This window comes from Streptococcus sp. Marseille-Q5855 (assembly GCF_946901985.1).
In the GTDB taxonomy this organism is placed as follows: domain Bacteria; phylum Bacillota; class Bacilli; order Lactobacillales; family Streptococcaceae; genus Streptococcus.
Map to the genome: position 1 here is coordinate 169,231 of NZ_CAMPPR010000002.1, position 25,543 is coordinate 194,773.

A 25,543-nucleotide genomic window follows, 5' to 3' on the forward strand; every position below is an offset into this window, starting at 1 on the left:
GGAAAAATCACAATGAACAAGAAACAAGTATTAGCTACACTCGCACTATCAACAATCGCATTAGCACAAGTTGGATTTGTATCAGCTGATGAAGTAACACCAATTGATTCTTCTGCTCCAACAACAGAAGTCGTTACGCCAACAGTACCTAGCGCTTCAACAGAAACAGAGGCTCCAGCAGTTCAGCCAACAGAGCCTTCAGTTACTCCAGTTGATCCAACAGCTCCCTCAGACAAGGATAACGCAGGTAGCCTTGACGGAGTGCCAGCTGATAAACCAGCACCTTCAGATAAGCCACAAGACAAGGATAATGCAGGTAGTCTCGATGGTGTTCCAACACCATCAGATAAACCACAAGACAAAGACAACGCAGGAAGTCTTGACGGGGTGCCAGCTGATAAACCAGCGCCTTCAGATAAGCCACAAGACAAGGATAATGCAGGTAGCTTAGATGGTGTTCCAGATGAAAAGCCAAAAACTACTGATCAAGCGAACCAGCAAGGGAAGTCACAAATTGGAACCACTTCAACCTCAACAGGTCAAGTAGTTCATGATGTGACAAAAGATCCTGTTGAAACAAATACAGGTGCGTCAATTGTTAGCACCCAAGGCGGAAACGTAGTTCTTTCAGATGGTTCAGTGGTTGCTCCTGAAGAGGTCGGAGGTACTGTCAATGAAGATAAGACTATCTCTGTTACTGATAAAGATGGGAAGTTAAAAACACTTCCAAACACAGGAACGGCAGAAAGCATTCTGGGTGCTATTGGGGCTATGTTGTTGACGGCAGTCAGCTACGTCTACAAGAAGAAAATGTTTTAAGGTGAAATGGAAAGGGAAACAATTAAATGACAGAAAAAACACAAGGACACGGATATTTCCGTAAGAAAAAATGGGCTAAAGGCTTAGTATCAGGAATTGCAGTTGCAGGTATTGTAGCCTTCTCTGCAGGTTCTGTATTGGCGGATGAAGCAGTACAGCCTGAAACTAAAAACGACAACAACGCATACGCTAAACAAGCTGGCAAAACAACAGGAAGCCAGTCTGTAGCGATTGATAATACAGCAGTCACAAAGGCTACTGAAAAGGCTAAAAAAGCTGGAGTAGTTGTATCTGAAACACCAAGTGTTGACAAAGGTACAGGTACTACCTCATCAAGTCTTGAACAGTCTAAGGCTGAAATTAAACAAGATCAAGACAAGCAGGTCAAGGAGCTTGAAGCTACAACTGCAAAACAAGTCGAAAACAATGCAGCCTTCAAGGAAGCGCAGGAAGCTATTCACGCTAACAATCAATTTGTAGCTGATGAAAAAGCCAAGCACGAACAAACAACAACTGTCACAGTGACGAATGATGGTTCGACTGCCACGGATGGAACTGCTGACAAAAACAAGCAAGCTACTAAAACAGCTAAGAAACTCTTAGAAGAAAACCAGCAAGCTGTCTCAACCTACCTGGGTGAAAAAGCTAAGTATGATGCTACTGTTGAACAAGCTACTGCTCTAAACAAAGCGGTAGAAAGCGCATCTGAACAGCTGAAGAAAGAAAAGGTTGACGTTAAAGTCGTTACACGTACGGTCTCTTCAGTCGCAGAAGTAGAAGCATTGAAGAAACAAAATGACCAGGCTATTGCGACTGCAAAAGGCAAAGTGGAACTTAACAGAGCTATTATGGCTGCCTATACAGAGAAAAAATCTGCTAGTGAACAAGTCAATCAGGATGCTGACCGTAAGTTCGCTGAATTGAAAAACTCAGGTGTACTTCTCAGTTCTAAAACCCAAGAAGTTTCCTCAGTAGATGAGGCTAACCAAATTGCCAAACAAAACCAGGCGGCTTATAATCAAGCTAAGCAGGCCCAAGCTGAATGGCAGAAGAAGTACAACGATCTTCAGTCTAAAACAAGCACTGAAGGATACACAAAAGAAGTTGTACTACAAGCTCTAAGTCTTTCGACCGCTAATCCTGAAGCAACTGTGAAGTCTACAGCTTCAGGAGCAGAAGAACTGACTACGGATTATATCGCCTCATCAAGTGGCAGATCTGGGTACTCTCGCGTTCTAGACTCAACCAAAGTCTTGAAATACAAAGATGTGGGCAATGGTTGGACAACAGAAATTGATTATACTGGGTTAAACGGCTTAACAGTCACAACGGAGGATGGGAAACAACACAATATTTCTCGTATCCATCGAAAATTTCAAATTGTAAACCAAGGTAAAACGGGCCTAAATGATGTCTATGTCTTAAATGATCCGACTGAGGGCTTTGTAGTAGCTCGAAACGATGGAACAGGTGGAGCTGCGGACTACATGAACTTCCTGGTTACAGATACCTACTACTACAACAATGAGGAAGGCCAAGAAGTAGCTTTCAAGGCTTCTGAAAAGACACCTGCAGCCTTAACCTACTCGTCTCTAAACCACAACCCTATCGGGTGGGAAGGTGCAAAAGCCATCAATGGGACACATGTTGAAATCAATGGCTCAACTGTTACTCAAAACAAGGATTATGGCTATGTTTATGCAGAAGACTATAACCGTGAGGAAGAGGTAGGTCATCTTTGGGATACTTCCTCTTCAGCATATCAGTACAAGGGTGCTGCTCTTGGAGTCTTTAAGGAAGGGACAGCCTTCACAACCGAATTTATTCAATGGGATGGACCAGAAAGTCCAAATGGCCAAACCTATTGGTTTGCTTTGAATACAAAGGTTGTAGCGCCAGTCGTTGAAGTTCCAGCTACTGCAACTATCACTAAAACAACTGTGAAACCTGTCAAACCTGATTCAATCAGTGCTAACCTGGTCAATGCGAAAAATCCAGCAAAACCAGCTTTAGCGCTTAAAACTATTTCTGAGACGAAAAATCAGAAATTATCAGCAAGTTATCACGGCTACAAGTTACAATATAAGCCAGTTGTCAGCAAATCTGTAGCAGATACAGATAAGACCAACACAAACGGTCAAACAGTTGTTAAAAATGCTACTCAGACCTACACCTTGAATCATGACAATATCTATGCGAACCTGAAAAAAGGGGACAAGATTACCATCATTGATCCACTTGAAGCTGGAGCAGTTCCTGATGTAGCTGTTACAAAGGCAACTGCAGAGAAAGCAGGGTGGGGCGTTATCTATGATGCAGTAAAGAATACGTATACCTTTACTGCGACTTACGAAGGGAAACGCTTAGAAGCTCCTGTGATTACCTGGAAGCCAATCTATGATAAAGGTTTCTATGATAACACCTATAAAGTGTTAGTGAATAACTACGAAGTTTTCTCAAACACTGTTACGAACTACACACCGAAGCCACCTAAACCAGTAAAATCGGTTCTGGATCGCTCTGGTAAGGATATCAATAATGCGACAACATTTGATCGTACCGTGACCTTCCGATTGATGACTGATTATAGTCCATACACCAAAACACTTGCTTCAAGTCAAGCACTTGGTAAGAAGTTTGCTATCCTGGATGATGTTCAAGACAATGCCTTCACAGTTGACCACAGCAAGATCAAGATGACCGCTGCAGGAAAAGATGTGAAAGATCTCTTTGATATGTATCACGTGCTCTCAGACAAAGGACGTACAGATGCAATCAATAAAATCCTGAAGGAATTGAACTTGAATCCGAGGGGTGAATTCTATCTCTGGGTAGCAAAAGATTCCAAGAGTTTCTATCAAAACTACGTGAAACCAAATAAGAATGTTACTGTTGATCTCCCAGCTAAACTCCTGGTTAAAGCAGGGGAGAAAGTTGAAAATAGCTTTAAGCAAATCGACTTTGGCAATAGCTATCAATCAAACCTTGTCACTGTCTCGGTTCCTGATGTGAAGCCAGAGAAACATGCCTTGGATCAAAAGGATAATAAGAAAATCCTAGACGGCCAAGAAGTACAGATTGGCCAATACATCCGCTATCTACTTGACGGTGTAACCGTTCCAACCAAACATGATAGCCTCTTCCAATATGATGGTATTGATATGCTTGACTTGAAGCATGATCGATATACGGGTAATTGGTCTGGTATTATTCGAGGGACAGAATACCTTGCTCAAAAAGACCTGGTTCTTCCTTATGATGTAGTCTTGTCTGACGGTAAAGTGGTTAAGGCAGGAGACAAGATTGCCAAAGGTACAGCTTATGCCTTCTTGTTTGAGGTGAACCAGGATACAAATCCTGACTTCCTCAAGAAGATTGTGGCCGTCAAATGGGACGAAAAAGCAGGCAAATGGTCTTACGTTATCAACCAGGACTTCCTAAACTCTTTAGGAGTCAAGGGTAGCTTCGATGCGGACTTCTACATCGAAGTAGAGCGTATTGCAGCTGGAGAAGTTGAGAATACTTTTATCAATATTGTCAATGGACAAGAGATGACGGCAAAAGTTACAACAACAACGCCAGAACCTCCGAAACCAGATCCTAAAGAACCAGGCAAGCCACAACCGCAGCCATCACTTCCAAATACTGGAACATCAGCAAGCATGCTTCCAGTTGTGGGAATGATTTTGGGATTATTGAGTCTTGCAGGTCTTCGTAAGTCGAAAGAAAACTAACTTGATGAACTAAAATGAAAGGATGACCACAAGCTGGGGTATAACTCTCTTGTGGTCTTTATTGAAAGGAGAAAAAATGCAAGTATTTATCGCTTCTGGACGTGTTGCATTCATCCCAAGCGATGCAGTAGGTCAAACTAAAAATGGTCATGCCAGTTTCAAATTTGAGTTTGTTTGTGATTCGAGTATGAATGATGATACAAATAAACCAATTTCTAGTTTCTTCCATGTGCAAGTATACGGAAAACAAGCAGAATTTATGGCTCAGAGTCTATCTAAGGGCTCTCCAATTCTCTTAAAAGGAGAAATTATCCAACGACCATATAACGATGAACAAGGTCAACGTCGGACGTATCAGTTTATTTCCCCAAACCAACAAGGAGGAATCACTTTCCTTGAAAATAAGGAAGCATCTAATCGACGTAAGCAGGAACAACAGGGCTTTTATCCGCCAACACCAAGTTCTATTCCTACATCCTATCCTGAACCAATGGATGCGGATTCCCCATTCTAAAGGGATTGAAAGCATACAAGAACACTTGTGTGCTTTTTAATTGTCTATTTATTGTATAAAAAGTTGTATAACTTTTTATACAATAATATCTTTTGTCCCTTTAACAAAGAATTTGATATTATCCTTTAGAATAGAGAGGAATTAAGAGATAATAAGAAAGGAGTGCAACAATGGCAAGACAAAAATACAATTATCTGTCTGATGAATTGATTGCAGAATCTCTTCAGGTGACCAATTACTTAGAACAAAGTCGATCTAGTCGATTGAATGTTCTTCAGTTGGATGGGGAGAAATGGTTAGAAAATTACTTTAACCGTTATGAGAAAGCCTCTCCAAGGCTACAGTTTCACATATTTCTCTTTTCGAGCTTCTATACTCGAAAAATGGAATGGTTCTTGGAAGGTGTAAGGGGGTAGTCGTTTGTTTGAGTTATTTGAAGTAGTATTTTATACCCTTATCCAACTGATTCGAGCCAGTTGGCTCAATACCTTCCTTTTTCTAGGAGTTGCAGGTTATTACCTCTTCAGACTCTTTCAACCTTACTTTTTAAGGCAGTATCATCGGTTACTAAAAAGCAAGAGTTGGCTGAAGCAGATTTTTAAAAGAGGTTGGAAAGGTCGCAAAGCAATTGATTGGGAACAGGTATGGAAGCAATCAGCTAGAGGGCTGTTCAAATGGGTAAAGTTATTGATTCCAAAAATCATTGCGCTTGTCTCTCTCATTCTTTGGAATATTCTCTTTCGAATTGTTTATATGATTCCCTTTGTAAAACGGGAACGAAAACGGTTTGATAAAGAAATGAAACCCATTCTTTATTTTAAAAGTTACCGCAGCTTTGTTTATATGGGATTAGGTTTTAGCTTTATTGCTTTTATCTTAACGAATTACCTGGTTACTGTTTTGAGGGCTACCATCCGCTTTCTCTATTTCAGTATTTGGTCGTTTAAAGATGCTAGTAAGGCCGTAAACTTTGACTTGAATAGTCTCTTGTTTCAGAGTCTACTGAATGTAAAAGTCTTTTGGATTGCCCCGATTTTAGCTTTTCCTCTCTTTCTGATGGGTCTAGTCCTTGCTTGGAAATCTGCTTGGATAAACTTTGAGCAGTTTCGTGACTACAACCATAATGAGGAGGGGGATGACCGTTTTGTGACGATTGATGAAATCCGTCGCCAATACAAAAAGATTCCCAATAAAACCCTCACTTATCCAGGTGAAGGTGGGGCTCCTGTGCTTCATGAGTTGACTCATGATTTAGCTGGGCAAACACTCCGAACGCAAATGTTATGGCAAAATAAGACAATCAGTCGATACGTGACCAATGCGGAGCGCATTTTGGGCATGCAATCTTTTCCTTCAGGATATTATTACATTGAAGATAAGCCGACGAATCTGTTAGGGATTGGGATGACTCGTTCAGGTAAGGGGGAAGGTCAGATCACGACAACGATTGATATCAACAGTCGTGCGGAGTTGCAGCCATCGCTAGTTCTAGCAGACCCGAAAGGAGAACACTACCAAGCCTCTTACAAAATGATGAGGCAACGTGGCTATGAAGTTGATGTGCTTTCTTTCCAAAATATGGATTGGTCTATGTCCTACAATCCTTTGGCTCTAGCTATTGCAGCCGCCAAGAAAGGTTACTATGAGAAAACGCAAACCTATGTCAATGCAGTCGCAGAATCCATTTTTCCCAAACAAAAAGGTGGTGAGAAGGGAAATGCGGAGTATTTTCGTAAGTCTTCTATATCCTTGTTTAATGCTCTTACAATGGCTTTGATGGATCGGGCTAATGAAACTTATCAAAATGGTGAAGACGATGCCTGGGATACCATTACCATCCCTAACGTTGCGAAATTCTTGGCGACAATGGGGTCTGAAGAAGTCTTTGTAGATGGTGCTGGTGAAATCGTTGAGAATCCAAGCAGAGAACAACAAGTATCGAAGAAGTCAAAAATCACAGTCTATTTTGATAATTTGAGACAAGTCAATCAAAAACAATTCTCGAAATTTAGACAAATGGCGGATATCGAATTTCGTGCTTCAGATTTTGGTGGTGATGAGACTAAAGGAAATGTCTACTCTAGCATGATGACAGGAATCAACCTGTTCTTGCAAGACAACGTGGCGAAGCTCACTTCCAAAAACTCGATTGATTTAGAGTCTTTTGCCTTCCCACGTCGATTGTCTGTTAAGTTCAGATCAAGCACCAACAGTCAATTAAAAAATGAGTTCAAGCATAAGACTGCTAAGGTAACCATTACAGGCTTGAAGAAATGGGGCAAAGTTGAAAAGCAAGTCGACTATGTGAAGCAAGCGACAGCTCTTATTGATGGAGAAGGCTATCTGACTTATGCCATCGAACCTAAACTTCCAGATCAGTTTACGGTTACGATTGATTTTAATCATGAGAAAAATGGTAAGTCTCCAGTTCGGGATCGGGTCTTCCAATTCTCAGCTGAGAAAGTCTATCGAAGAGATGGTGAAATGCTAGAACTCGATGAGTATACCAAAAAGCCAATTTTAGATCATATCGATGTAAGGGTTCTGAAGAGCAAAGAAGACACTCAAAATCTTCTCCAAGAGTCAGATATTGAGTTGATTTACTCCGATAAACCAAGAGTCATCTATCTGGTAACCCCACCAAACCGAACAGAGTACAATGGGATTGTCTCTTTGTTCTTGGATCAGTTGTACAATGCCAACTATGACCTTGCCTTATCAAATGGTCGGAAATGTATCAATCGCATTCTCCATATCTTGGATGAGTTTACAAACATTCCAGCTATTCCTCACATGGATACGAAAATTTCTATCGGATTGGGGCAAAACATTCTCTATTATCTTTGGGTTCAAAACTTGGAACAATTGGTTAATGTCTATGGTGAAAATGTTGCGCAAACGATTCTGGATAACTGTTCATTGAAAGTTTACGTCAAAACGACGTCTCCAGATACCAATAAGAGATTTAGTGGGGAGTTGGGTACACGTACCATCACCAGAAGACGGCGCTCCAGCAATATCCTGGACGAAGCCAATCCAAATGTAGCTGTCGAGAATCCAAAACAAGAGTTGTTGACACCAACGCAATTGGCCAAGCTTCAGGAAGGAGAAGCGGTTATCTTACGTGGGGTCAAGGGACGGGATAATGTTGGACGTAAGGTCACAACGGATCCAATTTTCGCACATGATAAGAACAGCTTCCCTTACAAGTACATGTTCTTACAAGAGGAGTTTGATACATCGATGACTCTTGCGGATATTCCAGTCGAAAGTGCACACCGTGAGCTAGAACTTCAGGAGATCGCAGTTGATGCTGGTACAGCCTTCAACAATATCATAGACTGGAGGCAACGTTTGACCATGCCACTCCTCAGCAACAATGGAGAGACTCCCAAACTATCAGGCCGTCATAGTAAAGGACAAAAGGTACAATCCCAATCATTTACTTCCACAGATGAACTATTTCAGGCAGCTGTAGCTAGTGTTATTCAAGGTGACTATGATTATTATGATGATGGAGACGACTTCTTTGCGGATGAAGTTATCTAAAAAGATGTATAATAAGTTATATAAACACTTGCAAGAAAAAATGATGTTTGTTATAATGAGGTAAATAATGATTAGGAGAAAAAATGATGAAAGCAAAGCACTTTTTAAGAATTGTTTTACTAGGATTTGCCTTGATTTTACTAGGGGCATGTGGTCAAAAATCACCTGAAAGTCTCGCTAAAAATGTGCTGAAAGATAGCTATACAGGCTTTTCAAAAGAAGATGGTTATGAGAGTCTTGATTTTAAAGGTGGAGTAGGAACTACCTTAAAATTTGACAAAGAAAAGCGAACCATTTCAAATAACGACGGTGAAAGTATTAACTACAGTGTGCTTTCAGAAGAACAAGTAAAATCAATTCCAGCCTCTTTCAGGGGAGCTATTGTTAGTTTAGAAAGTCAACTGAAAGGAAAGGACAACTTTACAATCGCTGTTGATTATAGGGATATAGGTAAGCCCGAAGAAGCAGAGGCATATTATCAAGTCGTCTTGACCGAGGGGGGTAAAAAAATCCGAATCATTGAGCTACGTCGTGGCTATAAAGAAGACAATGCTTTCTATGATTTTAATGGAACAGCAGATTAACTTACAGAAAGTCTCAATTACTTGAGGCTTTTTTATTGTCAGAATTTCATTGTCCCTTTAAAAACGATTTTGTCATTATCGAATATGATAGGGGTATCTTAAAAAGAAAGAAGGTACCTTTAGTGGACTATCAAACCTTTTCAGATTTGATGAACGAGGTCAAGGATCTCAATGGTGAAATCACAGGCGAGAATGCAAAAAAGCTAGCGGAGTTCTATTCCTACTGGGGAAACTATTTAGAACCGACTCCTGCATTTATGGCATTTCTAGCCTATTTGCCAGGAGGGATTGCCAAGGCCCTTTATCAAATCACTTCCAGCTTAGAACATGTTTTTAATAATATGTTCAAGCTCTTTGGTCTCTTCGGTTATCTGGGAGACCAGAAGACGATTATAGGCCAGTTCTTTTACTGGTTTCAGATATTAGGAACGTCCTTGTTTACTCTGATTTTGGTTGTGTCGGCTGTCGCAGGAGTTTTTACAAAACCAGTCAAATACAAAGGGGTCATTACGAATTTCCTTTTGGTAACAGCTGTAACCGCAGTATTACCACTAGCTTTGACCACCATCTCAACAGCAGTGGCACAGGATGCCATGTCTATCCAGACAGTCTCCAGTGAAGCGCCATCTGGTAGTCAGCCAACTTCCTCCTTGGCTCTGCAACCCATGAAAAATAATGTGGTAGACTTAAAAGTTTTGATCTACAAGGATTTTTCTACAGAGTTGTTTCCAATGGATGATTATGGCTATATCAAGCCCGTTCAGGAAGGTTCTACCCCTGTCAATAATATCACGGATAATTCTGACCAACGGGATACGGCAGATTTTGCGACTAAGATTGATTTTGGGGCAAACTATGGTACGACAAATCCAAAAATGTTAGATGATATACAGAAAAACGACAAAATAGCAGGGATTAAAGGCTTGTTCCTACATAAGTTAAATTCCAATAATACTGGAGTTGAAAGCATTACAGAACACCGAGTCATCAATCAATTGAGTGCTTTTGAATCAGTTTATATGCGCTATAAAGTCAATTGGATAGGGATGTTCCTCCAGTATATTATCCTTGTTGTTCTTTTGGTCAGCATGATCATCAAGCTCGTCAAATCAGTTTTTGATATTTTGATTGAGGCAATGATCTCTCCGATTCTTGGTTATAGCTCCCTATCAAACTCAAAGAAATATAAGGAGCTATTAAGAACGATTGGCGGTGCCTTAGCAGGAATCTTCTTTGAAGTTATCATTATGCGTGTAACCCTTGAGATCTTCAGAGATTTGCCAATCCTTTCTGTCTCAGCAGTGACGAAGCTATCTGGCGGATTCTTTGATGGACTCAACATGTGGGAGCAGTGTCTCGCAGCTGCCTTTGTTTATGTTGGAGTATTCTTTGCAGCAATGCAAGGAGTAGCCATGATCGAGCGCTGGCTTGGAGTTTCAACAGGTCATAGTGAAACAGCTCAACAACTGCTCGGAGCTATGATGATGGGGAATGCCTTTGCGGCTGGAGCAGGCGGTCTCTTTAATGGTGGTATGGCACTTGGTCAATTTGGTATGGATATGGCTAAAAAAGCTCCAGATGCCTTGTCAAAAGGAAGCCAGATTCTAGGAAATAGCCTTGCCAGAACTGGAGGTGGTATTCAAGGTGCTTTGAACTCTGTAAAAGACCAAGGCTTTATGAATGCGGCCAAAGGTGGTGTAAGCAATATGGTTGATTTGGCAGAATGGAAAGCATTTGAAGCCATGCAAAATACGAAAGGGGCAGTTGGTAGCGCATTAGATAAGCTGGATGATAAGGCTGCCTCTGCTCAAAATGCGACCTATAACGCTCTGAAAAATGATGCTGTTCCTGGAATTGATCAGCAACCTGGACCAATTGATATTCCTGAGCCTCCAATTGATCCAGGAACAACGGATGCACCTATTGTCGATCCAACTCCTTCAGCTGAAGGAATGGAGTCCCCAATTCAAGATCCAAATCCACCTGCAGATGCACCAGTTTCAGAATCTACACCACCAGCACAGCCTGATTCTTCTCAACAAAAATTTCAACAGAGCATGAATCAAATGAATTACATGAACCAACAAATGCAACAAGCAGGACAGCGTATGCAGGGAGGACGTCATATCACTGGCGCTGAGAGTGACGACGAAGAAGAATAGGCGGAACTATGGATCTAACAGGGAAGAACATTGTTATCACAGGAAGCCTACGTCCTCTAACTCGAGAAGAAGCCATACGATTTTTAGAAAGTAAAGGAGCTGTCGTTCAAAATTATATATCTTCTAGGACAGATATATTGGTTTTAGGACACAAGCAGTTGAATCTTTTTGATCCAGATAAAAGGTCTAAAAAGCATGATGCAGCGCTTAGACGAATATCAGACGGTCAATCCATCACTTTCCTTTCAGAGGAATCATTCTTTGATTTAGTCAAGAAGTCTCAAGATTGAGGCTTCTTTTATTGTGCAAAAAAGTATATAACTTTTTGTATAATTCTTTCCTGAAAGACAATGGCAAAAATGCTATTGTCCCTTTAAAAGATATTTTCGATTATTCATTATAATGTGAGTATCAAAACAAATATAAAGGAGAAATTCATGTACGGTGAAAAATACGGTGTACCTAGAGATATCTATGCCAAAATTAAGATTATAGGCCTTCTTATCCTAGATATTGCTTTTGTAGGAATTACTGGAGTAATCGCTTTGAGCGTTGGCTTAAAAATCTTTCCTAAAAGCCAGTGGATACAGATGTTCGCATTCATTTTTTTAACACCAGTTCTGAGTTTGTATCTGGTGTTACCAGCTAACGGTGGCAAAAAGAATTGGCACAGCATGTTTCTTTTCTTCAGACGAAGAAGAAAACGTTATATCAGCTTGAATTATATCAGAAGGAGAAAACCATAATGGCGATTAAACAAACTAAACCTCCAAAAAATGAGAAACGTCCGCTGGGACGTATTCAAGAAACGAAGAGACAAACGCAGGAATATTTTGATTTGCATTCTTGCGTTGAGTTGTTAGATGTAAAATCAATCATTCCAAACAGTCAGGCTTATATCCAGTTAGTTGATTATGGCTACTTGCAGCTGATGGAGATACCAGGTAAAGATTTAGGATCGATGTCTTATAACGAGGTTATGAGAACCATTGAAAATTTTGAAACCTGGTTGACTCGATTTGGACCGAATATCCAAGTGGAGACGACAACTTTGCCAACAAATACAGACACGCAAATTTCTGACTTGCGCCATCATTTGGATTTAGTGCGACAAGATATGTCTAAGTTATCAGTAAACGATAGACGTTTTTTACAACTCAAGGATCGTGAAATTTGGCTTCAAAGCCAAATTAAGGTTGAAGAAAGTATCCGACAAGAAGTCTATAATACAGAGTTCATTCTGTGGCTATTTGCGCCCACAACAACCGAATTGGACGAATTGGTTCGGAAGGCTAAAACCTATGGAAATAATGATTTTGTTCCGCAAGATATCAACTACAGGAAGAAAATTCAGATAATAAAGCAATACAACAATATGAATGAGAAAGTATAGGAGAGATAGCATGCCTGATTTATCAAAACGTAGACAAAGACAACTAAAAAATGAAGGATATGACCTTGCTTTTCTTAGTCAGATTCAACCGCAAGGAAATATTGATTTTCAAAAGGATGACCGCTCCTGGATAAGTGGAGATGGGCACCATACGGTCTTACACTATTATGAGTATCCAACTGAAGGGATGGATCGTTTTTGGCTTTCTGAATTGTTGTTGATTCCTGGTACACGTTCCTTCCTGTCACTGTACAAGGAGGATAATAGACAGCTTCAAAAAGAGATTGAGGACTCTATTGAAGAGAAGTCAACACGGATTACAAATAATAGTAAACTAACCAATAATCGGAAAGAACTAGATGAAATTGACAATCTGAATAAACTAAGCCGTGAAATTGATAAGCAAAATATAGCTATGTACGGGATGTATATTCGTGTCTTTACGTTCGCATCAACCAAAGAAGAATTATTCAAGAAGGTTGAAGAGGTCAAAGACAAAACGTCGAAATTCAAATCCACTATTCTGTCTGGAGAATTAGATTTTGAATACCATGCTCCATTTATTCCAGCTGAATATCAGATTGATTTGCCCAATCATCGAAGAGGAATACCGACTCCAGCTCACTCAATAGCTGGTGGATATTTCTTTAATCATACGAAACTAGAAGATGAGAAGGGTTTTTATCTAGGTTGGACTCCAACAAATGGAGCGGTAAATTTCAATTTTCTAGAACGTGACGAGAAAAGAACACGCTCCTTTATGATCCTATCTGGAAATCCAAAGATGGGACAGCGATCTTTTCTTATGAAACACACAGACGGTCTCTATGCGAAGGGGCATTATATTCGTAACTTTGATGCTACTGGCCAGTTTCTTGATCAGACACGAAAACAACATGGATTGATTCTTGATTTATCAGGTGAGTCTAACCGTATCAATATTTTCCAGGTATTTCCAACAGTAACCAATGAAGCAGGAACTGAAATTGATAAGAAAAAATCTTACAATCTTCATATCGAGAAACTGAAGAGTATCTATAAACTCCTGAATAATGAAGTGACAGGAGACGATTTAATCACATTTGGAACTCTCTTGAATGAGTTCTATATTGAAGAAGAGTTGTGGGCTCGAAATCCTTCGTTGAATCCAGAAAAACTGAAAGCGACGGATATTGTGAAGGAGGAGTATCCTATTCTGTCTGATTTTATTTTGTTTGTTGATTCCTACAAACGTCGACTGGAACAAACTAGTGCGGATAAAGCCGAACACAAGGCTGTTAAGCGCATTTACAATACGTTTAACGAACTATTGACAACAAACGCAGAAATTTTCGAGGGAACAACCGAATTTCAAGATATTTCTTCAGAGCAAGTTGTAACATTTGAATTCTCAGGGTTGAAGAACGCCCCTCATTTGTTAAATGTTCAGATATTCTCTGTTCTTTCACTTGTCTCAGCTGATATTGTCAATAACGGAAAACGCTGTAAGCAATTACTGAAGAGACGTCCTGACTTAACGGAGATGGATATGCAGCACTATATTGTCAATATTAGTGGGGCACAGACACTCATTGACCCTAAGCATGAAAGTAGTGTCAACCTTCTGGCTGATATGATTGATACAATGGGCGAAAACTTTGCTGGTGTTGTATTGTCTGTTAATTCACTGCGAGGGATTCTGTTTGAGACGGGGATTGGCACTCATAAGGATCCGTACGTAACGGCAGTCCAGAGGATTTTTGGTCTGATGCAATATAGAGTTTTTGCTCAGACGGACGAAACCAGTGTTCCTCTACTAGCTAACGCCTTATCTGGATCAATGAACCAGTCTGAACTAGAGACTTTGCCTCGTCTGGCGAAAGGACAGTTATTCATGAATATTGCAGGGGTAGGAAATCTGGTCTTTAACCAACAGCTGTTAGCCCCTGAAGTTGAGCGCTATGGCGGTATTGAGTAAGAAAGGAAGGTAAACCAGAATGGCCAAAAATAAACTAGGAATGATTGCCAGGACTAAGCAGAGATTTGATCAATACGTATTGATTCGTAAATATCGCATGCAACAAGAAAGAGATTATTTCGCTTCAGAGGGAGAATCTGATCCAAAACGCCTGGAAGCACAAAAAGAACGAGATAAGGAGTTTTTGAACGGTCTCAAGAAGATTGGAATAGGATTTATTGTATTTTTAGTTTTTTATGGAATTTTGCGAACAATATTAGGATTGTGGTAGATAAGTGAGGTATCCATGAAAAAAATATTTAAACTGAAGATCCTCATTCCTTTTGTGGCTCTCCTATTAATTATCAATGTTGGGATAACCATGTTAGTTGGGATAATGGGAGCTGTAACCAATAATGGAAGAAATGATTGTGGTGCTGTAGAAACAACATCTTCAACTGGCGACTCCACAGTTTCTTCAGCTGATGGTTCCATCGATGACTTTGTAAAAAAGCATAAGGAAGCCTATATCCTGTCTTGGAAGGCAGGAGGTTTCCTACCTTCAGCCTCTATCACTCAAACAATGATAGAGAATGGCTTCAATTTTACGAATCCTAATGGTACCTCCTTCTGGAAAGCTCACAATATGGGAGGTGTTAAAACCTCTAGCAAAAGTAATTTTCCAGTTACTCTTGCGACGTATGGTGAAGATAGTGTTGATTTAAGTGGGACAAAGCCTGGAGCGAATGTCGGAGACGGTACAGGAGGAGCTTATACTTGGTTCTCTAGCTACGATGCAGGGATCGTAGGGAAAGCTGAGTTTATGGCTCACCAGACACTTTATAAAGGGGCTATAAACAATACAAATGGCATTGCTAGCCTATCCGCTATAGCAGATGGCGGATGGGCCACAGATGGCACTTATAAGAGCAAACTAACTGATATGTACCAAAAACTAGGTACGAAGTATCAGTGGCTTGATAAGGAAGCTATTGCTGCTCATGGTGAGAAACCTTATGAAGGATCCAGTACACAAGATGTCAGTTCTTCAGATAGTGCGGTGTCTTCTTCAGCTGAAAGAAGTGGATGTGGTGAGTCAGGTAGCAGTACCGATGGAACGGGAACTGTCCCTTCAGATGCGACTGCGTGGGGGTATAAACCAGAAGACTTACCAGATAGCTTGAAACCATTCATTATTGATCCTAAGAGCTTAGGCATGGATTATGCTAAGTCTACAGGATGGTATAATCCTGGAAGTGACGAGTATGCTGGACAATGTGTGAATCTTACAATTAGCATGGGAAATCACTTATGGGGTCATTCTGGCTCAGTACAGGGAGATGGGAAAGATCAAGCGGCGGCATGGGCTGGAATATTTGGAAATTCGGTTAAGACTACACCCAAAAGAGGCGCTATTTTTTCTTCACAGGTAGGAGGCGGAGGATATGGTCATACTGGAATTGTATGTCATGTTTTCGAGAATGGCTCTATCTTATTTGTAGAACAAAATACACCTCTGAGTGGTTGGGATCAGTTCAAAACTCCATATACATGGAATTATCGTATTTGGACTAAATCACAACAACAAGAACAGGTAATCTCTTTTGCTTATCCAGATGACAGAGAAGCTAAATTAAGTTCAAATTAAAAGGAGGATATAAGATGATTGATTGGATAAAGGAGAATATGGTTGTATCGATTGTAGTAGGTATTCTATTGGTTTTGGCAGGAATAGGGATTGTATCGAGTTTCAGACCATCTCAACAAACTAAAATAGAAGAAGCTGCCCAGGTGAGTTCTTCAGGAACCGCACAAAACGAGCCGTCTTCCAGAGAGGAAACAGCAGACGAGAAGAATTATCGGACAGCTAAGTTAAAACTAGAACGCCCCTATGCAGAGGCAAGCTCAGAAGACAAAAAAGAAGTGTTAAAAGCCTTTGAAGAAGCAGTAGCAGATATAAAAAAGACGAATTTTCTGCCAAATGTCAAGGGAACAATCGAGAATCATTTATCTATGACACAGAATGCGATGGTTCAAACCTTTGCGATGGCTCTTCTGACGAATCAGTATGATTTTCAACCTAAACAATTGGAAGTGATGCCAACTGAATCAGATGACGTGATTCAATTTTTAGTTGTTCTAACTAAAAATGGAGAAGAGAACAGCTATTTCGTTGGAAATTTCAATACTACGGTTCAACAAATCCAGCTAAAAGCCTATGTTGGCGGAAATATAGGTGGTACATACGGATAATAAGTTGCACAAAAAGTTATATAACTTTTTGTGCTTTTATATTGACAAGAAAAGTAGTTTTAGGTATAATTAAGTATATAAAAAGTTATATAACAAAATATACAATTATCCAAGGAGGGAATCATGAAGATTCAAACTACAAACTTAGGAAAAGGTGGCGGTGGTAAGACTACAGATACCTTTAATGAAGGGGATTGGTTGGCACGTGTTAAGGGGCTTAGAACACTACTCATTGATGGAGCTTGGGAATGCAATTTGACAAGAACATTTGATGTAAAATGTGAGAAAACCGTCTATGATATATTTACGTCTGGAGAGTATGAGATTGTTCCAATATCAGAAAATCTCAGTTTGATTTGTGGTGATGAGCGTTTGACAGATGAGCAGTTAGATCTTGCTAGTCGAAACAACAAATATCTCCAGTTGTTTATGTGGTTTAGCGAACATTACGAAGAGTTAGAAGCACAATTTGATGTCATTCTGATTGATACGCACAATGATGAGAGCTTAGTTACAGCAAATTTTATAGCTGTGTCAGATATTGTCTTGGCTGTTTCTGATGCCTCTCTTAATGGTTTTCGTGCCTGGTTATCTTTGAAAAATTTTGTAGACTTCATTAAGAGCGAAGCTATTGAAGTTATTACTAAGAAAAGCTATGTTAAAGCAGAACCTTATCTTATTGGAAATAAGATTAAGTACGTTGGAAACAATGTAACAGACACCTGTAAACAATTTTTAGAAGTTGTTGAAGAAGACTCAGCTTACCTAGGTTCTATCCAGGAGAAAGAGCTCATGGCCAAGAGTCTTGTGATCAGTCAGAGTGTCTTTGAGCAGCATGAAGAGATGACAGCTAACCAAAAAGAGACACATCAAAAGTTTTATGATAATATAAACTACGTATATGAGAATATTTTGAGTGTGTTAGAAGGAGAGGTAGCATGACAGAGAATCGATTCGCACAAGTAAAACAAACATTCCAAAGTACACCAAAGAGAGAAAAGACTCCTTCGTCTAGGAAGCAAAATCAGGAGGCTAGAAAGTCTCCTGAGAGTTATAATAAAAAGCAAAGATATCCATTCTCTTTACATCATAATGTTCGATATGATATGTTAGATGCTTTAGTAGAGTATCATGGTGAAAAATCAGCTTCATCTTATCTTGAGAATCTGATTATAAGAGAATGGGAAAGGATGGAGAGAAAGAAAAAATAGCGTTCCATAAGAAAGGAAATATAGCAATGAAATACTTATCAAATCTATCAGATATTCCTGAATTTTCTTCAGCAGCAATAGATTCAGGACAAATTGTCATCCCTCGTCCAATAATAGACAACCCACAGTTCAATGATTTGAAGAGTAGTGGAATTTTTCTTTACATGCTTTTATTAAATCGTTTAAGAGCTGCAGTTGACTTTGAATTAAAAGGATATGATGAAAATGGAAATACTTTTGTATGTTACCCTGTAGAAGAGCTAATGGAGGCTCTTCAATCAGGTGAAAGCAAAGTCATTTCTTTGAAAAAGAAGCTAAAGAATCATGGTTTAATTGAAGAAGTCCGCCAAGGATCCAATCTACCCAATAGAATTTACCTAACAGATGAAATTTTAAAATATTACTGATGAAGTAGGAGGAATCTATGATGATTTTCATTGATATTAAAAGACTTGTTCAGCTGTTCTTTATTTTTATCGGAGCTATAGCAATCTATGTGTTCTATAAAACATTTGGACTTAGTATGGTGTTTATAATTGTTTTAGGGTTGGCCGTTTTAAAATTCGCTCCAGCTTTCCTTCCAGTTGTATTATTACTGTATTTGGGACTTCACTTTACAGGTGGTTTTTCCTTTATTGCAGATGGAATTGTGACGGTTTTATGGAGTATTATTTTGATTCCTATGGGGATAGCTACTATTGAAATGAGCAAATCCTATTTTAGTAAAAAAGAGAAACCCTGGTATGACAAGTAAGAGTTTATCTGAAAAGATAGGCTCTTTTTTTGTCAGAACAAAGGATTATTTGAACATTCAGGTCAAAATTTATTAAAATAAGCGTAATTTTAATAAGGGAGGATTCTGAATGACTTTCTTTGATGAGAGAGAATTAAAAAATCAGTTGCTATTCCAAAATGCAAAAGAATTTTATAAATTTGTTTCTAAGTATGATGAGGAGATGATTCCAGTCATGAAAGCAAAGGGCTATACCTGTATTCATTCTATGGAGCGAACTGTCGCCTTCACATTTGGAGAGTTTACTTTTAGAAGAAGACGTTGGAAAAAGGGAAATCATTGGGTTATTCCAGTAGATGAAAAGTTAGGACTTCAGAAGAACGTCCGCTTCTCCTGGGAATTTATGTATCAGGTGGCTAAATTATCTACTTTAATGCCATATGATAAAGTAACTCAGGTGATCCAATTGACTTATCACATCTCTATCACAAAGCCAATTGTAGTAAAAGCTGTAAAAATTTGTGAGAAGTTATTGGAGGAAAGAGAAGGCTATCGATATTATGAGGAGAATAAAGAAGTTAGCAAAAGAAAAGCCCAGGTTATTTATATTGAGGGTGATGGTGTGATGGTCAAAGCACGTGACACACAGAAGGATAATAAGCATTATGATTTATCCCATTTTGTAGTCCATACGGGAAGCCAGAAAGTTGGCAGCAATCGATTTGAACTTCAGGATAAAAAAGAATTTATTGGCCTTGACAACCGCTTAGTGAGGGAGCAGGTGATCGATTATCTGTTCAATAATTACGAAATTACGAATCAGACTTTATTGATTACGAACTCTGATGGAGGTCATGGATATACACCCTATGTTTTCAAAGAGATTGCGAAGGTTTTGCGAATTAAACGCCACGAACATTTCTGGGATGAGTATCATGTAAATAAGGAGTTGAAGAATTATTTAAAATTTTACTCTGAAGATCTATTAGAGAGAGCTTTCCAGGCGATTAAGCAACATGATAAGCAGTTAATGAGAACTGTCCTAGATACGACCGAAAGTTATATTGATACAGAAGAAGAACAAGAGTTGTTTGAGAAGTTCAAGAGTAAAATATTGAGAAATTTCCAATATACCAAACCAGCCGAACAGAGAGGATTCAGTCATGCGGGAATCGGGATAATGGAGAGTCAGCATCGTAAGGTCACTTATAGAATGAAAAAAAGAGGAATGTATTGGACTCTTGCTGGAGCTGAAACGATGAGTCGGATAATTGTTTTGAATTATGAGGATTCCTTGAGGGAACTATTCTTTGGCAACTGGAGAGAGGATTATGAAAAATTTATTTCTTTAGAGGAAGTTTCTGCTTATACCATTAAAAAAAGAATGAGTAAAACGGAAAAAGAAAATACATCTAGATATCAATGTTACCCTGATAGTAAAAGATTATCTTACTTCCGAAAACAATAGAAGTGCATAACAAAGTATATAAAAAGTTATATAACAATAACCTTTGTAAAAGAAGGTCTTTTTGTGCTACAATTAAACATAAAATGCTTGCACGGTATGTAAAAATGTGTTATAATTTACTTAAATTAATCGAATAAAAAAAGACGAAAAGTGCGCTAACACTTCTCGCCTTACCGAGTAAGAACTCGTCCTTCTTACTCAGTCTTTAATTAATGATACCTGATAAGTGTATCAATGTCAAGACTGAGCAAGAAATTTGTTCAGTCTTTTTTTAAAACTCGGTGATGTTCTCCTAAAAATTGTATGAATTTAGGCGTTCTAAAAAATTCTACCGCATACAAGTTGTATGTAAAGGTTTACAAAATAACTTACTTGTGCTATACTTAAATCACAAGTTAATACAAGGTGAGTGTTACTAAGTAATATTAGGCATGATCACAGGTGAATTAGAAATCGGCTGATTTTCTAGTTCATTTGTGGTCATTTTTTATACTCATATACCTTTAAAATATAAAAGGAGGTTGACATGTATCGAATTCTAAATCCAATGAATCACAATGTCTCGCTTGTCAGAAATGATAAGGGAGAAGAAGTGATTGTGATTGGTAAGGGGATTGCATTTGGAAAGAAGAAGGGGGATTTGATTGCTGAAAATCAGGTTGAGAAAATCTTTCGGATGAAGACCGAAGAGTCAAGAGAAAACTTTATGGCTCTTCTCAAAGATGTTCCGCTTGATTTTATCACAGTGACCTATGAGATTATTGATAAGCTTTCCAAGAAATATCATTATCCGATTCAAGAGTATCTCTATGTAACCTTGACAGATCATATTTACTGTTCTTACCAAGCTCTAGCACAAGGAAGGTACAAGGATAGTAATCTGCCAGATATTTCTGCTAAGTATCCTGTCGCTTTTCAAATCGCAAATGAAGCTTTTGGAATTTATCGTCAAAAACTGACCGATAATTTTCCTGAAGACGAAATTATTCGGATTGCTTATCATTTCATCAATGCCGAAGGCGAGAATGAAGTAGAAGTAGTTAAGTCGATTGATAAGAGGAAAGAAATTCTCAGGAATGTTGAAGAAGTTTTAAAGGACTATGCAATTCAACGAACTAAAGAGAATAACCATTTCTATGATCGCTTTATGATTCATTTGAATTATTTCTTGGATTATTTAGACAGGTCTAGAGATGATAACCAATCACTTCTGGATATGGAAGATCATATTAAACAATCCTATCCAAAAGCGTTCGAGATTGGTTCCAAGATCTATGATGTGATTACGCAACATACGGGTCTTGATTTGTATAAAAGTGAACGAGTTTATCTAGTTCTACATATCCAACGTTTATTATCATAAAAATTATTTAAAATTATATAAGGAGAATTCTATCATGAATAGAGAAGAAGTAACATTGTTAGGTTTTGAAATCGTAGCCTATGCTGGCGATGCTCGTTCAAAACTATTGGAAGCCTTGAAGGCTGCTGAAGCTGGTGATTTTGCTAAAGCGGACGCTCTGGTAGAGGAAGCTGGTAGCTGTATTGCTGAGGCTCACCACGCGCAAACAAGTCTATTAACTAAGGAAGCTTCTGGTGAGGACTTAGCATACAGTGTAACCATGATGCACGGTCAAGATCACTTGATGACAACTATCTTGTTAAAAGATTTGATGCACCACTTAATCGAACTCTACAAGAGAGGAGTTAAATAATGAATAAACTAATTGCATTTATCGAGAAAGGAAAACCTTTCTTTGAGAAATTATCTCGTAATATCTATCTTCGTGCTATTCGTGATGGTTTCATTGCAGGTATGCCTGTTATTCTCTTCTCAAGTATCTTTATCTTGATTGCCTATGTACCAAACTCATGGGGATTCAAATGGTCTGATGAAACTGTTGCTTTTCTTATGAAACCTTACAGCTATTCCATGGGGATTTTAGCTGTATTGGTAGCTGGTACAACTGCTAAATCGTTAACAGACTCTGTTAACCGTAGTATGGAAAAAACAAATCAAATCAACTACATGTCAACACTGTTGGCAGCGATTGTTGGTTTGTTGATGTTGGCAGCTGATCCTATCGAAAATGGTTTAGCTACTGGATTTTTGGGGACAAAAGGTTTGCTTTCAGCCTTCCTTGCTGCATTTGTTACCGTAGCCATCTATAAGGTTTGTGTTAAGAACAACGTTACCATTCGTATGCCTGACGAAGTTCCACCAAATATCTCACAAGTCTTTAAAGATGTGATTCCATTCACTCTCTCAGTTATTTCACTTTATGCTCTTGATTTACTAGCTCGTCATTTTGTTGGTGCAAGCGTAGCTGAATCAATCGGTAAATTCTTTGCACCACTCTTCTCTGCTGCTGATGGCTATCTTGGTATTACGATTATCTTTGGTGCCTTTGCCTTCTTCTGGTTTGTTGGTATCCATGGTCCATCTATTGTTGAACCAGCTATCGCAGCTATTACCTATGCCAATGCTGAAGTCAACTTGAACCTTCTCCAACAAGGGATGCACGCTGACAAGATTCTTACTTCGGGAACTCAAATGTTTATCGTGACCATGGGTGGTACTGGTGCGACACTGGTTGTTCCATTCATGTTCATGTGGTTAACAAAATCAAAACGTAACCGTGCAATCGGACGAGCTTCAGTAGTTCCAACTTTCTTTGGTGTAAATGAACCAATCTTGTTTGGTGCACCATTGGTATTGAACCCGATTTTCTTCATTCCATTTATTTTTGCTCCTATCGCAAACGTTTGGATCTTTAAATTCTTCATTGAAACTCTTGGAATGAACTCATTTACTGCTAATCTACCATGGACAACTCCAGCTCCACTAGGTCTAGTTCTTGGTACTAACTTCCAAGTTCTATCATTCATTCTTGCTGCCCTTCTAATCGTGGTTGACGTAGTCATTTACTATCCATTCCTTAAAGTTTATGATGAACAAATTCTTGAAGAAGAGCGTTCAGGTAAATCTAATGATGAATTGAAAGAAAAAGTTGCTGCAAACTTCAACACTGCAAAAGCAGATGCTATTCTTGAAAAAGCTGGTGTAGAAGCAGCACAAAATACAATCACTAAAGAAACAAATGTCCTCGTTCTCTGTGCAGGTGGAGGGACAAGTGGACTTCTTGCAAATGCTTTGAATAAGGCAGCAGCAGAGTACAATGTTCCTGTGAAAGCAGCAGCAGGTGGCTATGGTGCTCACCGTGAAATGTTACCAGAGTTTGATCTAGTTATCCTTGCCCCTCAAGTTGCTTCAAACTTTGAAGATATGAAAGCAGAAACAGATAAACTCGGTATTAAACTTGCGAAAACAGAAGGCGCTCAATACATCAAATTAACTCGTGATGGAAAAGGTGCTCTTGCATTCGTACAAGCTCGATTCGATTAACGATAGGGACTATAAAACAGTCTCCTATCGTTACGGAAATCGCTATGGCGAATTTCCTAATCGCCTTGTTAATTCCTCGGTAAAAAAGTATCGTTTTTACCTCCTCATGTCACAATTCGATTAATAATAGGGACTCTGAAATAATCTCCTATCGTTACGGAAATCGCTATGGCGAATTTCCTAATCGCCTTGTTAATTCCTCGGTAAAAAAGTATCGTTTTTACCTCCTCATGTCACAATTCGGTGACTTGGTACAAGAAGTGAGATGGAGAAGGATGGCTCACTGACTCCTCTCCTCTCACTTTTACTTTATTTTAAATCAAGAAATAGGTGAAAAAAATGACAAAAACATTACCAAAAGACTTTATTTTCGGTGGCGCAACAGCTGCCTATCAAGCAGAAGGTGCTACACATACTGATGGAAAAGGACCAGTTGCTTGGGATAAATATCTTGAAGATAACTACTGGTACACTGCAGAACCAGCCAGTGATTTTTACAATCGATACCCAGTTGACCTAAAGCTAGCAGAAGAGTATGGTGTCAATGGCATTCGAATTTCTATTGCCTGGTCACGTATTTTCCCAACAGGCTACGGTCAAGTAAATCAAAAGGGTGTTGAGTATTATCATAATCTATTTGCAGAATGTCACAAACGTCATGTTGAGCCCTTTGTAACTCTTCATCACTTTGACACGCCAGAAGCTCTCCACTCAAATGGCGACTTCTTAAACCGTGAAAATATCGAACACTTTGTAGACTACGCTGCCTTCTGTTTTGAAGAATTTCCAGAAGTAAATTATTGGACAACCTTTAATGAAATTGGGCCAATCGGTGATGGTCAATATTTAGTTGGTAAATTCCCTCCAGGTATCCAGTATGACCTTGCCAAAGTCTTCCAATCGCACCACAATATGATGGTGTCTCATGCGCGTGCAGTTAAGCTATATAAAGATGAAGGTTATAAAGGTGAAATTGGTGTTGTTCACGCTCTGCCAACTAAGTATCCTTTGGATCCTAAAAATCCAGCAGATGTTATTGCGGCAGAGTTGGAGGACATTATCCATAACAAATTTATCTTGGATGCAACTTATCTGGGGCACTACTCTGAAAAGACCCTGGCAGGGGTAGAGGCTATCTTGGCTGCCAATGGTGGAAAGCTTGACTTGCGTGACGAAGATTTCGAAGTATTAGAAGCCGCAAAAGACTTGAATGACTTCCTTGGAATTAACTACTATATGAGTGACTGGATGGAATCCTTTGATGGAGAAACTGAAATCATCCATAATGGTAAGGGTGAGAAAGGAAGTTCTAAATACCAAATCAAAGGTGTTGGTCGTCGTGTAGCTCCTGATTATGTACCACGTACGGATTGGGATTGGATTATCTACCCTCAAGGTTTGTATGACCAAATCATGCGCGTGAAGAAAGATTATCCGAACTACAAGAAGATTTACATCACTGAAAATGGTCTCGGCTATAAAGATGAGTTCGTCGATAACACTGTTTATGATGATGGCCGTATTGATTATGTGAAACAACACTTGGAGGTCTTGTCTGATGCGATTGCAGATGGAGTGAATGTAAAAGGTTACTTCATTTGGTCATTGATGGACGTCTTCTCATGGTCAAACGGTTATGAGAAACGTTACGGTCTCTTCTATGTAGATTTTGAAACTCAAGAACGTTATCCGAAGAAATCAGCCCACTGGTACAAGAAAGTAGCGGAAACTCAAGTGATTGAGTAGTAGAATGAGTCATTAGATATAGAATTTTAGTGAGG

General features: G+C 39.1%; 23 protein-coding genes. All 23 read left to right on the forward strand.

The genetic code is table 11. From position 1 onward, the window contains the following. Nucleotides 1-12: 12 nt before the first annotated feature. Nucleotides 13-819, forward strand: coding sequence for an LPXTG cell wall anchor domain-containing protein (locus OC529_RS03325; protein WP_262081472.1), 807 nt, complete (start codon nucleotides 13-15; stop codon nucleotides 817-819). Nucleotides 820-845: 26 nt separating this feature from the next. Continuing rightward, nucleotides 846-4,553: an SspB-related isopeptide-forming adhesin gene (locus tag OC529_RS03330; protein WP_262081473.1), complete on the forward strand. Its 3,708-nt coding sequence runs from the start codon at nucleotides 846-848 to the stop codon at nucleotides 4,551-4,553. A gap of 76 nt (nucleotides 4,554-4,629) precedes the next feature. Continuing rightward, nucleotides 4,630-5,067: a single-stranded DNA-binding protein gene (locus OC529_RS03335; RefSeq protein ID WP_262081474.1), complete on the forward strand. Its 438-nt coding sequence runs from the start codon at nucleotides 4,630-4,632 to the stop codon at nucleotides 5,065-5,067. 170 nt (nucleotides 5,068-5,237) lie between these two features. Beyond that, on the forward strand, nucleotides 5,238-5,483 hold the full coding sequence (locus OC529_RS03340; protein ID WP_000113750.1) for a hypothetical protein: 246 nt from the start codon (nucleotides 5,238-5,240) through the stop codon (nucleotides 5,481-5,483). Between the two features lie 4 nt (nucleotides 5,484-5,487). Then, entirely contained in the window at nucleotides 5,488-8,616 is a 3,129-nt protein-coding gene (locus OC529_RS03345) for a VirD4-like conjugal transfer protein, CD1115 family (RefSeq protein WP_262081475.1), read from the forward strand. Nucleotides 8,617-8,699: 83 nt separating this feature from the next. Continuing rightward, a complete protein-coding gene (locus OC529_RS03350; RefSeq protein ID WP_262081476.1) occupies nucleotides 8,700-9,200 on the forward strand; it encodes a hypothetical protein in 501 nt (166 codons plus the stop codon). A 122-nt stretch (nucleotides 9,201-9,322) separates the two neighbouring features. Then, nucleotides 9,323-11,362, forward strand: coding sequence for a pLS20_p028 family conjugation system transmembrane protein (locus OC529_RS03355; protein ID WP_125848999.1), 2,040 nt, complete (start codon nucleotides 9,323-9,325; stop codon nucleotides 11,360-11,362). 8 nt (nucleotides 11,363-11,370) lie between these two features. After that, complete coding sequence (locus OC529_RS03360) at nucleotides 11,371-11,652, forward strand: BRCT domain-containing protein (RefSeq protein WP_049505120.1); 282 nt, start codon at nucleotides 11,371-11,373, stop codon at nucleotides 11,650-11,652. A 147-nt stretch (nucleotides 11,653-11,799) separates the two neighbouring features. After that, entirely contained in the window at nucleotides 11,800-12,108 is a 309-nt protein-coding gene (locus OC529_RS03365; RefSeq protein ID WP_000274176.1) for a DUF5592 family protein, read from the forward strand. Further along, nucleotides 12,108-12,755, forward strand: a complete 648-nt coding sequence (locus tag OC529_RS03370) for a hypothetical protein (RefSeq protein WP_262081477.1) — start codon at nucleotides 12,108-12,110, stop codon at nucleotides 12,753-12,755. Before OC529_RS03365 ends, OC529_RS03370 begins: the two co-directional genes overlap by 1 nt. A gap of 10 nt (nucleotides 12,756-12,765) precedes the next feature. Then, nucleotides 12,766-14,712 (forward strand): virulence factor, encoded by a 1,947-nt coding sequence (locus tag OC529_RS03375; RefSeq protein ID WP_262081478.1) that lies wholly within the window; start codon nucleotides 12,766-12,768, stop codon nucleotides 14,710-14,712. Nucleotides 14,713-14,731: 19 nt separating this feature from the next. Further along, nucleotides 14,732-14,983, forward strand: coding sequence for a hypothetical protein (locus tag OC529_RS03380; RefSeq protein ID WP_001107251.1), 252 nt, complete (start codon nucleotides 14,732-14,734; stop codon nucleotides 14,981-14,983). Between the two features lie 15 nt (nucleotides 14,984-14,998). Then, the gene (locus OC529_RS03385) at nucleotides 14,999-16,339 is read left to right on the forward strand and encodes a CHAP domain-containing protein (RefSeq protein ID WP_049510585.1); all 1,341 of its coding nucleotides are present in this window, start codon (nucleotides 14,999-15,001) and stop codon (nucleotides 16,337-16,339) included. A 14-nt stretch (nucleotides 16,340-16,353) separates the two neighbouring features. Beyond that, the gene (locus OC529_RS03390) at nucleotides 16,354-16,944 is read left to right on the forward strand and encodes a hypothetical protein (RefSeq protein ID WP_262081479.1); all 591 of its coding nucleotides are present in this window, start codon (nucleotides 16,354-16,356) and stop codon (nucleotides 16,942-16,944) included. A gap of 123 nt (nucleotides 16,945-17,067) precedes the next feature. Further along, nucleotides 17,068-17,886 (forward strand): ParA family protein, encoded by an 819-nt coding sequence (locus OC529_RS03395; RefSeq protein WP_262081480.1) that lies wholly within the window; start codon nucleotides 17,068-17,070, stop codon nucleotides 17,884-17,886. Then, a complete protein-coding gene (locus OC529_RS03400) occupies nucleotides 17,883-18,155 on the forward strand; it encodes a hypothetical protein (RefSeq protein ID WP_262081481.1) in 273 nt (90 codons plus the stop codon). The genes OC529_RS03395 and OC529_RS03400 overlap by 4 nt, the downstream gene beginning before the upstream one ends. Nucleotides 18,156-18,181: 26 nt before the next feature. Next, the gene (locus OC529_RS03405; protein ID WP_125457493.1) at nucleotides 18,182-18,562 is read left to right on the forward strand and encodes a replication initiator protein A; all 381 of its coding nucleotides are present in this window, start codon (nucleotides 18,182-18,184) and stop codon (nucleotides 18,560-18,562) included. Between the two features lie 17 nt (nucleotides 18,563-18,579). After that, complete coding sequence (locus tag OC529_RS03410) at nucleotides 18,580-18,909, forward strand: hypothetical protein (protein WP_000972579.1); 330 nt, start codon at nucleotides 18,580-18,582, stop codon at nucleotides 18,907-18,909. A 109-nt stretch (nucleotides 18,910-19,018) separates the two neighbouring features. Continuing rightward, nucleotides 19,019-20,356: an ISLre2 family transposase gene (locus OC529_RS03415; RefSeq protein WP_262081482.1), complete on the forward strand. Its 1,338-nt coding sequence runs from the start codon at nucleotides 19,019-19,021 to the stop codon at nucleotides 20,354-20,356. 526 nt (nucleotides 20,357-20,882) lie between these two features. After that, the gene (locus OC529_RS03420; RefSeq protein WP_262081483.1) at nucleotides 20,883-21,719 is read left to right on the forward strand and encodes a transcription antiterminator; all 837 of its coding nucleotides are present in this window, start codon (nucleotides 20,883-20,885) and stop codon (nucleotides 21,717-21,719) included. Between the two features lie 34 nt (nucleotides 21,720-21,753). Further along, complete coding sequence (locus OC529_RS03425) at nucleotides 21,754-22,071, forward strand: PTS lactose/cellobiose transporter subunit IIA (RefSeq protein WP_039704004.1); 318 nt, start codon at nucleotides 21,754-21,756, stop codon at nucleotides 22,069-22,071. Further along, nucleotides 22,071-23,762, forward strand: a complete 1,692-nt coding sequence (locus OC529_RS03430; RefSeq protein WP_262081484.1) for a lactose-specific PTS transporter subunit EIIC — start codon at nucleotides 22,071-22,073, stop codon at nucleotides 23,760-23,762. Before OC529_RS03425 ends, OC529_RS03430 begins: the two co-directional genes overlap by 1 nt. A gap of 339 nt (nucleotides 23,763-24,101) precedes the next feature. Then, a complete protein-coding gene (gene lacG / locus OC529_RS03435) occupies nucleotides 24,102-25,508 on the forward strand; it encodes a 6-phospho-beta-galactosidase (RefSeq protein ID WP_262081485.1) in 1,407 nt (468 codons plus the stop codon). Nucleotides 25,509-25,543: the final 35 nt, after the last annotated feature.